General features: G+C 33.5%; 14 protein-coding genes. 9 read left to right on the top strand and 5 right to left on the bottom strand.

All coding sequences use genetic code 11. The annotated features are described in order from the left end of the window. The 5 genes from AB4Y90_RS10490 to AB4Y90_RS10470 all read left to right on the top strand — a co-directional run. On the top strand, nt 1-431 hold a 431-nt coding region (locus AB4Y90_RS10490; protein WP_441557470.1), incomplete at its 5' end, for an alkaline phosphatase family protein. A 153-nt stretch (nt 432-584) separates the two neighbouring features. Further along, nucleotides 585-1,562, top strand: coding sequence for an acyl-ACP desaturase (locus tag AB4Y90_RS10485; protein WP_441557468.1), 978 nt, complete (start codon nt 585-587; stop codon nt 1,560-1,562). 94 nt (nt 1,563-1,656) lie between these two features. Beyond that, complete coding sequence (locus AB4Y90_RS10480) at nt 1,657-2,088, top strand: BT0820 family HAD-type phosphatase (RefSeq protein ID WP_441557467.1); 432 nt, start codon at nt 1,657-1,659, stop codon at nt 2,086-2,088. 148 nt (nt 2,089-2,236) lie between these two features. Beyond that, nucleotides 2,237-3,046, top strand: a complete 810-nt coding sequence (gene map, locus AB4Y90_RS10475) for a type I methionyl aminopeptidase (RefSeq protein WP_441557465.1) — start codon at nt 2,237-2,239, stop codon at nt 3,044-3,046. Continuing rightward, on the top strand, nt 3,046-3,813 hold the full coding sequence (locus AB4Y90_RS10470) for a class I SAM-dependent methyltransferase (RefSeq protein ID WP_441557463.1): 768 nt from the start codon (nt 3,046-3,048) through the stop codon (nt 3,811-3,813). The genes map and AB4Y90_RS10470 overlap by 1 nt, the downstream gene beginning before the upstream one ends. 55 nt (nt 3,814-3,868) lie before the next feature. Here the strand turns inward: AB4Y90_RS10470 and AB4Y90_RS10465 are convergent, their stop codons facing one another. The 3 genes from AB4Y90_RS10465 to AB4Y90_RS10455 all read right to left on the bottom strand — a co-directional run bounded on the left by AB4Y90_RS10465 (nt 3,869) and on the right by AB4Y90_RS10455 (nt 5,689). Beyond that, on the bottom strand, nt 3,869-4,570 hold the full coding sequence (locus AB4Y90_RS10465) for a T9SS type A sorting domain-containing protein (protein ID WP_441557462.1): 702 nt from the start codon (nt 4,568-4,570) through the stop codon (nt 3,869-3,871). A 40-nt stretch (nt 4,571-4,610) separates the two neighbouring features. Further along, nucleotides 4,611-4,937, bottom strand: a complete 327-nt coding sequence (locus AB4Y90_RS10460) for a DMT family transporter (protein ID WP_076558213.1) — start codon at nt 4,935-4,937, stop codon at nt 4,611-4,613. 188 nt (nt 4,938-5,125) lie between these two features. After that, nucleotides 5,126-5,689, bottom strand: coding sequence for a Crp/Fnr family transcriptional regulator (locus tag AB4Y90_RS10455; RefSeq protein WP_441557461.1), 564 nt, complete (start codon nt 5,687-5,689; stop codon nt 5,126-5,128). Nucleotides 5,690-5,923: 234 nt separating this feature from the next. Here AB4Y90_RS10455 and era point away from each other — a divergent pair, with 234 nt between their 5' ends. Further along, nucleotides 5,924-6,799, top strand: coding sequence for a GTPase Era (era, locus tag AB4Y90_RS10450; protein ID WP_102981615.1), 876 nt, complete (start codon nt 5,924-5,926; stop codon nt 6,797-6,799). A 68-nt stretch (nt 6,800-6,867) separates the two neighbouring features. Then, nucleotides 6,868-7,296, top strand: coding sequence for a DoxX family protein (locus tag AB4Y90_RS10445; RefSeq protein WP_441557460.1), 429 nt, complete (start codon nt 6,868-6,870; stop codon nt 7,294-7,296). A gap of 135 nt (nt 7,297-7,431) precedes the next feature. Here the strand turns inward: AB4Y90_RS10445 and fsa are convergent, their stop codons facing one another. Next, nucleotides 7,432-8,085: a fructose-6-phosphate aldolase gene (gene fsa, locus AB4Y90_RS10440; protein WP_039372485.1), complete on the bottom strand. Its 654-nt coding sequence runs from the start codon at nt 8,083-8,085 to the stop codon at nt 7,432-7,434. 142 nt (nt 8,086-8,227) lie between these two features. On the opposite strand from fsa, the gene AB4Y90_RS10435 reads away from it, so the two are divergent. Further along, nucleotides 8,228-8,713, top strand: coding sequence for a YdeI/OmpD-associated family protein (locus AB4Y90_RS10435; RefSeq protein WP_441557458.1), 486 nt, complete (start codon nt 8,228-8,230; stop codon nt 8,711-8,713). A gap of 38 nt (nt 8,714-8,751) precedes the next feature. On the opposite strand, the gene AB4Y90_RS10430 is transcribed toward AB4Y90_RS10435, so the two are convergent. After that, a complete protein-coding gene (locus AB4Y90_RS10430; RefSeq protein ID WP_441557457.1) occupies nt 8,752-9,309 on the bottom strand; it encodes a tetratricopeptide repeat protein in 558 nt (185 codons plus the stop codon). 188 nt (nt 9,310-9,497) lie between these two features. On the opposite strand from AB4Y90_RS10430, the gene pepE reads away from it, so the two are divergent. Next, nucleotides 9,498-10,185: dipeptidase PepE (pepE, locus tag AB4Y90_RS10425; protein ID WP_441557455.1), on the top strand; the 688-nt coding region annotated here is incomplete at its 3' end.

Below are 10,185 nucleotides of genomic sequence, written 5' to 3'. Positions count from 1 at the left end.
ATTTGAAACCTGAAATGTCAGCTTATGATATCACCAACGCAATTTTACCCGAACTTGAAAATGAAACAGCCGATTTTATTTGTTTAAATTTCGCAAACACCGATATGGTGGGTCATACAGGAGTTTTTGAAGCCGCTGTAAAAGCTGCTGAAACAGTAGATAAATGCATTGAAAAAGTAGCAACAATGGCTTATGAACACGGTTATGCCGTTTTCATTTTGGCAGATCATGGTAATTCTGATGTTATGATTAATGCAGATGGTTCTCCAAACACGCAGCATTCAACCAATCTGGTTCCTTTAATCGTAATGGATAAAGACAAAAACTGGAACTTAAAACCTGGTAAATTAGGAGATATGGCTCCAACAATTTTACATACGATGGGAGTAGAAATTCCTGCAATAATGACAGGTGATATTTTGGTAAGCTAAAAGTGAATAATAATATAAAGAAAATGCCGTTATTATAGTGATAATGGCATTTCTTTTATGATTTATGTCAGAAGTAGTATGACTTACATACGTTATTATGCCACAAATAATAAATAAATCATATCTTTGCAAATTATAAAACTTAATTTTTAGATGTACAATAAGCTGGTAAGAAAAGAGGTAATGGGTATTTTGGAAAAGGAAGTCGGTTCTTTTCTTGAGAAATTTTTGACTCCGATTGAAAAAATATGGCAACCTTCAGATTTTTTACCGGATCCGTCAAGCGAAGATTTTAAATATGATCTTGATGAAATCCAGACTTACGCTCGTGAGATGCCTTATGATCTTTTCGTGACCTTAATTGGCGATTGTATTACCGAAGAAGCTTTACCTTCATACGAATCTTGGTTGATGGGTGTAGACGGAATTGATCAGGAAAGCGGTTTAGGCTGGGCAAATTGGGTAAGATCGTGGACAGCAGAAGAAAACAGGCACGGAGATCTATTAAATAAATATCTTTATCTGTGCGGAAGAGTAAACATGAGAGAGGTTGAAATTACCACTCAATATTTAATCAGCGATGGTTTCGACTTAGGAACGAGTATGGATCCTTACAGAAATTTCGTTTATACAAGCTTCCAGGAAACGGCAACCAATATTTCTCACAGAAGAGTAGGGACATTGGCTAAACAATCCGGTAACGGAAAACTGGCAAAAATGTGTGGTGTAATTGCTGCAGATGAAGCAAGACACGCTAAAGCATATAAACATTTCGTAGCTAAAATTTTAGAATTAGATCCATCAGAAATGATTTTGGCATTTGAAGATATGATGCGTAAAAAAATCGTTATGCCGGCTCACATGATGAGACAATCGGGCCAAAAAGCGGGTGAACTTTGGGGGCATTTCTCAGATGCGGCGCAAAGATGCATGGTTTACACAGGTCAGGATTATATCAATATTATGAAAGATCTTCTTGATGAATGGAAGATTGAGCATATTACAGGTCTTACCGAGAAAGCAGAAAAAGCTCAGGAATATCTAATGAAACTTCCGTCAAGATTACAGAAAATTACCGATCGAATTGCAACACCAGATTTACAGTTCGAATTCTCCTGGGTGAAAAAATAATTAGATTTTAACAATAAATTATAAATTGAGTGTCGGATGTTTTTCGGCACTTTTCATTTATTTAGTATCTTTGCCCAGCTAAAAACGCAACAAAATGTTAAATAATAAAAAAATTGCTGTTGATTTTGACGGAACCATCGTAGATGACGCCTATCCTGCAATTGGAAAAACAAAAATTTTCGCTTTCGAAACACTGAAAAAACTTCAGTCTCAAGGCTTTAGATTGATACTCTGGACATACAGACACGGCAAAACTTTGGATGAAGCGGTAGAATTTTGTAGGCAAAACGGCGTTGAATTCTATGCCGTAAATTCTAGTTTTGAAGGAGAGGTTTTTGATTGTGAAACCCAATCAAGAAAATTAGACGCAGATTGGTTTATTGACGACAGAAACTTGGGCGGCTTTCCGGGATGGGGCGAAATTTATAATATCATCAACGAAAGAATTGAGTTCAGGGTTGAAGGAAAAGAAGTTTTAGCATATTCAAAACTGAAAAAAGAAAAGAAAAAAGGCTTGTTTTGGTAAGATTGAGAAATTAGAAGCTAGATGTTAGAAATTAGTTTTAATATCGCTTTTAATAATTTTATCAGGAAAATAGATGTTAGCATAAAAGATTTATTCAAAAGGTAAAAATCTAATATCTAACGTCTAATATCTAACATCTAAAAAAATAATGATTCAATTAAAAACAATAGACGAGCTTCGTCTTATGAAAGAAAGTGCCCGATTGGTTTCCAGAACATTAGGAATGTTGGCAAAAGAGATCAAACCGGGAATTACTACTTTATATTTAGATAAATTAGCGCACGATTTTATTAAAGATCACGGTGCAGAACCTGCATTTTTAGGATACGGAGGTTTCCCAAATWCACTTTGTATCTCTCCAAACGAGCAGGTTGTTCACGGTTTTCCGAATAAAGAAGAAATCAAAGAAGGTGATGTACTTTCTGTCGACTGTGGCGCAATTCTTAACGGTTATGTAGGTGATCACGCTTATACTTTCGAAATCGGAGAAGTAAAACCTGAAACCAAAAAATTACTGAGAGTTGCCAAAGAATCTCTTTACAAAGGGATTGAGCAATGCATCAGAGGAAAAAGAATCGGTGATATTTCTCACGCTATTCAAAAGCATTGTGAAAAAGAGGGTTATGGCGTTGTAAAAGAGCTTGTTGGTCACGGTTTGGGAAAAAAAATGCATGAAGATCCGCAAGTTCCGAATTACGGAAAACAGGGAAGCGGAAAAGTGATTAAAGACGGTTTGGCAATTGCTATCGAACCGATGATCAATTTAGGAACTGAAAAAGTGAAATTTCATAATGACGGTTGGACGGTTACAACATTGGATAATCAGCCTTCTGCACACTTTGAGCATGACGTTTGTGTAATAAACGGTAAGCCTGTTTTGCTTTCAACTTTCGATTACATTTACGAGGCTTTAGGCATTGTAAGTGATGAAGAAAAGCCATTTCAACTGGATTTTTAATGAAAAAGCTGACTAAGTTTTTATTAAATAAAATCCCTCGTCCGATGCTTATCAAGATGAGTATTTGGGCGCGCCCGTTAATCTATCAGTTTTTTAAAGGGGATAAATTTTACGATCCTATTGATGGCAGATCTTACAGAAAGTTTTTACCTTACGGATACGGAAAACAAAGAGAAAATGCTTTGTCTCCGGGAACTTTAAGTCTTGAGAGACACCGTCAAATGTATCTGTATCTTCAGAATGAAACCGATTTTTTCATTAAAAATTATAAAGTTCTGCATATCGCTCCGGAACAAGAATTTTTGAGAAAGTTTAAAAGAATGAGCAATCTCAATTATATTTCAGCAGATTTGTACTCACCGATTGTAGATGTAAAAGCAGATATTTTAGATTTGCCTTTTGAGAATGATATTTTTGATATTATTTTCTGCAATCATGTTTTGGAACATATTCAGGATGATGCCAAAGCAATGAGCGAATTATATCGCGTCATGAAACCCGGAGGTTGGGGAATTTTACAGGTTCCGATGAAAAATTCTTTAGAAAAAACTTACGAAGATTTTACCATCACAGATCCTAAAGAAAGGCAAAAACATTTCGGCCAGTATGATCACGTTCGTTGGTATGGAATGGATTATTTCGACCGCTTACAGAATGCAGGCTTTGAAGTGGAAGCTAATTTTTACTCACAGCAGTTTTCTGATGCAGAAATAAAAAAATATGGTTTGAGAGTAAACGAAATTTTACCTATCGTTTTAAAGAAATAAAAAATCGGCTTCAGAATATGAAGCCGGTTTTTGTTTATTGAAATTATATCGTAATTTAATTTTTAATAAAAAACTCAGATCTGAAATTTTCAATGCTTAAAATGTACTGACCTTTTTGAAAATCGCTTACATCTACTTTTAATATTTTGCCCGAAGATAAGGTTTCAAATAATAATTTTCCAGACAAATCATAAATTTTTACTTTTAAATTTTTCTCTAAATCTTCAACAATCAAAAAGTCACTTGAAGGATTAGGATAAACTTTAAATGTTTTGTTTAAGGTGTTTTCTTTTGTTCCCAGTAACGAATTGTTATATACTATTTTGTCTCCTGTGGTAGCATTTGTAATGATAAGTGTTTTTGAGCTGCCACTACTTACAATCTGATAATTATAAATGTTTCCTGTAGGTGTATTTAGATAAAATTCCCAGTTTTTTTGATCATAATTCTGTGCAGCAGCAGCATTTGTACCATTGTAGACTAATAATGTTACCGCAGTTCCATGTCGGGTAAAACTGTCTGTAACTGTATTAAACGTAATGTTTGAACCTGCAGAATTATAATACGAAGAAATAAAGTTATAGTTACTTCCATTATTTTGGAAAATAGAAGCTGCAATCGGCAATTCCATTATGGGACTATTCACTGTCTGATTGGCAATTGTTATTTGTGAAATATACCAATTGTTATTAAAAAGCTCAGCATTTTGTCCAAACAAAGAGCTCCCGATTAAAAGAAAAAATAGTTTTGTTTTCATTCGATATTTTTCACAAATATAAGAAATATATCTTTTACTTTTAATGAGAAACCGCTTTTAAACCGATTACCGAACCAATCAATGTTGAAATAAAAAATATTCTCCAGAAGCTTGCAGGATCTTTAAATACTAAAATCCCAACCAAAGCTGTTCCTACTGCGCCAATCCCGGTCCAGACTGCATAAGCGGTTCCGATGGGCAAAGTTTCGGTTGCTTTAATGAGCAAAAGCATACTGATGGTGAGACAAACCAAAAATCCCCCAAACCACCAATACATTTCGTTTCCTGTGGTTTCTTTTACTTTTCCGAGGCATGATGCAAAAGCAACCTCAAATAATCCTGCAATGATTAAAATAATCCAGTTCATTATAATAAAATTTTATGCTGCAAAATTGAGATTTTAAAACCAGATAAAATTTTACAAATGTTAAAAAATGAATTTTATTCTAATATTTCTTTTTTATAATAACAATAAAAAAACTCTCGCAGATTGAGCAGATAACGCAGATGAAAATTTGCTTAATCTGTTCAATCTGCGAGAATTTAAATTTTTAATTATTTAATTTCCGCACGAATTCTACTCAGACTTACCTGCGTAATTCCTAAATAAGAAGCAATATGCCCTAACTGAACTCTTTGCAAGAGATAAGGTTTCTCCTTTAGTAAATCTTTGTACCGTTCCAAAGCCGTTTTATACTGTCTGGAAATAATCAGTTCTTCAGTTTTCACAAGCTCTCTTTCAGCAAATTTTCTTCCCCAGTTCGCAATATGAATATCTTCGTTAAAGAGCTTTTTTAATTTTTCAGTTTCTAAAACATAAAAATCACAGTCTTCCAAAAGCTCAATACTTTCATAACCAGGTTTTTCATCTACATAACTTTTCATGGAAACCACAGGTTCGCCTTCCATTCCAAACCAGAAAGTAATATCGTTATTTTCAGTAGAAGCATAAGCACGAACAATTCCTTTTTTTAAAAAATAAATATAAGGAATCACTTTATCAGATTCTATTAAAATAAATCCTTTTTGGAAACTAACTTCTGTAATATATTCTTTTAAACTGTTTTTAGAAGTTTCAGGAATAGGGCAGATATTTTTGATGATTTCGTCAATATTCATGGCAGAAATTGATTCTGAAATTAATTTATCCTCAAAATTAAACCTTTTTTAAGTATTCAAATAAATTATTCTTGCTCTAAAGATATTACGCATTGATAGTTTTGATGAGTTAAAATCCCTAACTTTGCAAAAGATCATTAAATGCAGTAAAAATTGCAGAAATAATGATGATTACATACTTAAATTTTCTAATTATTTTAATTATTAAATTTTTTAATCTTATAATTTTTTTAAATGCACAAAGCAGGATTTGTAAATATCGTTGGAAAGCCCAATGCCGGAAAATCTACCCTCCTGAATCAGTTGATGGGAGAGAAGCTGGCTATCGTAACGCAAAAGGCTCAGACAACACGACATAGAATTTTTGGAATTTATAATGAAGAAGACTTACAGATTGTATTTTCAGATACTCCCGGAGTTCTTGACCCGAAATACGGTTTGCAGGAAAAAATGATGGATTTTGTAAAAGATTCTTTGCAGGATGCAGACGTTTTTCTTTTCATTGTAGATGTTACTGATAAAGCACAGCCGTCAGAATTTTTAATTGATAAACTCAATAAAATTCCGGTTCCGGTTTTATTATTATTGAACAAGGTAGACCAGACCAATCAGGAAGGTCTTGAAAAACTGGTTTCAGAATGGCACGAAAGAATTCCTAAGGCAGAAATTCTTCCTATTTCGGCTTTAAATGCTTTTAATACGGAAATTATTTTACCGAAATTAAAATCGATGTTACCTGAAAGTCCAGCGTATTATGATAAAGACATGTACACCGACAAACCGGAACGCTTTTTTGTAAATGAAGCAATCAGAGAAAAAATTCTTTTGAATTATGAAAAAGAAATCCCGTATTCTGTAGAAGTAGTAACCGAAATGTTTAAAGAAAAAGAAGGCATTATTTTCATCGATTCTATTATTTATGTAGAAAGAGATACCCAAAAAGGGATCATTATCGGTCATAAAGGTGAAGCCATCAAAAAGGTAGGAACAGAGGCCAGAATTGATCTGGAGAAGTTTTTCTCTAAAAAAATACACCTCAATCTTTTCGTAAAAGTGAAAAAAGACTGGCGAAAAAATGACCGTGATTTGAAGAATTTTGGTTATAGATAAACTAAAATATCTCTATTCATCGTTATATTAACGATATTTTTGTTATCTTTAGTTTAAATTTTCAATCAATGGGCTATATAAACACAAAGACGAATCCTGTAATTTTTGATATTGTACTTTTTATTGTAAGATTATTTATAGGATTTGCGATGATCTCGCATGGCTTTCCTAAACTTCAGGATTTAATTAACGGGGTAGATAAACCTTTTTACGATTTCATAGGTTTAGGCCCGAAAATCTCTTTGATTTTAACCGTTTTTGCTGAGTTTGTATGTTCAATTTTTATTATTCTGGGGCTGTTTACAAGAATTGCAGCAGGATTTTTAATCTTTACAATGGCAATTGCTGCATTTGTAGTTCATGGTGCAGATCCTTTTGATAAAAGAGAATTAAGCTTATTGTACCTTTCAATTTATATGATCATTATAACATTTGGAGCCGGAAGATTTTCAATCGACGGAATGATCGAAAAGCGAAGAAGAGCTTCAGATTGGTAATAATCGCTACTCATAAAATAAAAATCCCGAAACAAACAGTTCCGGGATTTTTTTATATAATTTATAATTAAGCATAAAATTGTCGATTGAAGAAAGAATCTCAAATCTCAAACTTCAAATCTCAAATTAAAATTGTTACGCCAATTTCTGAGAATCTGCAACAAACTGAGCCAAACCGCTGTCTGTTAAAGGATGCTTCAATAAGCTCAAGATTGGAGGAAGCGGTGAAGTGATAACATCTGCACCGATTTTAGCACAATCAATAATGTGCATCGAGTGACGGATAGAAGCTGCTAAAATTTCAGTTTCATACATATAGTTATCAAAAATTAATCTGATCTCCTGAATTAAATTTAAACCGTCTGTTGTAATATCATCTAATCTTCCCAAGAACGGAGAAACATAAGTTGCACCTGCTTTTGCAGCCAAAAGAGCTTGTCCGGGAGAGAAAATCAAAGTACAGTTGGTTTTGATTCCTTTGTCTGAAAAATATTTTAAAGCTTTGATCCCATCTTTAATCATTGGAATTTTCACCACAATATTCGGATGAATTGCAGCCAGCTCGTCACCTTCTTTGATCATTTCTTCATATGTTGTAGAAAGTACTTCAGCAGAAATATCTCCGTCTACAATTTCGCAAATTGCTTTGTAATGATTTTTGATTGCTTCAGCTCCCTGAATTCCCTCTTTAGCCATCAAAGACGGGTTGGTTGTAACACCATCCAGAATTCCAAGATCTTTAGCTTCTTTAATTTGCTCTAAATTAGCAGTGTCAATAAAAAATTTCATTTTGTTTAAATTGATTTATTTCCGCAAAGATAAACATTCCATTTTGAATTATCTAGTTACGGGGTTCGAGGTTCGAGAGTTGATTATTGTACTTGTTTTAACACGAATCCCACAACTCGAATCAAAAGTATAACTTTGAAATATGAAAAACCAATTCACCACAAAACTCGACATCATAGGAATCAATCCCTTCGTTTTTATTCCTGATGAAATTTTAAATGAAATATTTAAAGCTTCAGGAAAAAATAAAAGCCCGATTCCTGTAAAAGGAACTGTGAATGGTAAAGAATTCCGACAAAATCTGATGAAATATTCAGGAGAATGGCGACTGTACATCAATTTAACTATGCTAAAAGATTCGCCGAAAAGAATTGGTGAAATGCTTGAAATATTTGTAGAATTTGATGATTCGGACCGTACAATTTCAATTCATCCCGATTTAGAAAAAGCGATCAAAGAAAATCCTGTCGCATTAGAAAACTTCGAAAAGCTTATTCCTTCAAGAAAACTGGAGCTGATAAAATACATCAATAATTTAAAAACCGAAGCAAGCATCCAAAGAAATATCGAAAAAATAATGAAGCATTTAACCGGAGAAACAGACTTTTTTGGAAAATACATCAAATAAAAAAACCGAAGAATTATTTCCTTCGGTTTTTACTATAATTAAGAATTTAAAGCTTGGCTCAATTTTACAGCTTCTTGATTTGTAGGGTCATACTGTATTGATTTTGCTATAAACTCTTTAGCTTTGGTCGGATTGTCTTTTTGCTCGTTAAATGCGATGTAATAATACGCATATGCGAGATTTTTTTTGCTTGCTTCAATTTCTTCCGGTTTTACGGTAGCAATATATTTTTCATAAGCAAGTTTGGCATTTATATCATCTTTAGCTGATTGGTAAGAATAAGCCTGGCTGTAATATGACGGAGCCCAGTCTGGTAACAGCACAGAGATTTTTTTCCATGTTGCGACTGCATTTTGCCAGTCTGTAGCATCCTGATAAGCTGTCGCCAGTTTGGCAAGAGATTCTGCGTCTTTAGGATTGGCTTCAACCTGTTTTTTTAAACCTTCAATTACGGGATTTGTCTGTGCCTGAGTTGTAGAAGCAACAACTTTTACACTGTCAGTTTTAGGTGAAGTCTGTGCAAAAAAAGCACCTGTACTTCCTATCATCATTAGTCCTATAAATAATTGTTTACTATTAATTTTAAGCGTTTTCATATTTTCTTACATTTTTAAAATTGTAATTACTAAAAATCAAGAACAGTTCCATTAAAGAGAAAGTTTTAGAACTCTTAAGTTTTTTTGGAAGGTATTAACAGTTATCAAACTTTTTTTAGCGTATTTTTTGATTCTTATCTGGTTTGAGTTTATCTTTGTTTCTTTACAAACCTATTATCTTTCATCTTATGAATGTATTATTAGCATCAACTTCCACACTTTTTGGTGGCGAATATCTCGACTATTTAAAAGAAGAACTTATTGATTTATATAAAGGAATTGATGAAATCATCTTCATTCCATTTGCAAGACCCGGCGGAATTTCACATGACGATTATACTGCAAAAGCGCAATCTTTTTTTGAAACCATTAATATCAAAGTAAAAGGTCTGCACGAATTTGATAACAAAACGGAAGCTTTAAACTCCGCAAAAGGATATTTTACAGGCGGCGGGAACACATTTTTACTGGTAAAAACTTTGCATGAAGAAAACCTGATGCCTGTTTTGAAACAAAATATAGAAAACGGAAAACCTTATTTAGGTTGCAGCGCAGGAAGCAATATTGGCGGACAAAACATGAAAACCACGAATGATATGCCGATTGTTTATCCTCCAAGCTTTGATTGTATGGGATTGGTTCCGTTCAATATCAATCCGCATTACTTAGATCCGAATCCTGATTTAAAACACAACGGCGAAACCAGAGAAACCAGAATTAAAGAATTTTTAACGCAAAATGACATCAAAGTTGTAGGACTTCGTGAAGGAAACTGGATCAGAAGAATTGGCAATAAAATTACCGTTGAAGGAAATGAATTGACGAGAATTTTTGAAAAAGGAAAAGAGCCTTACGAAATTGAAGCCGGAAGTGAAC

The sequence above is a fragment of the Chryseobacterium sp. 2TAF14 genome (assembly GCF_052115105.1).
Taxonomy (GTDB): Bacteria; Bacteroidota; Bacteroidia; order Flavobacteriales; family Weeksellaceae; genus Chryseobacterium.
The sequence above is the reverse complement of the archived record's forward strand: the minus strand, read 5'-3'. Positions and strand labels throughout refer to the sequence as shown.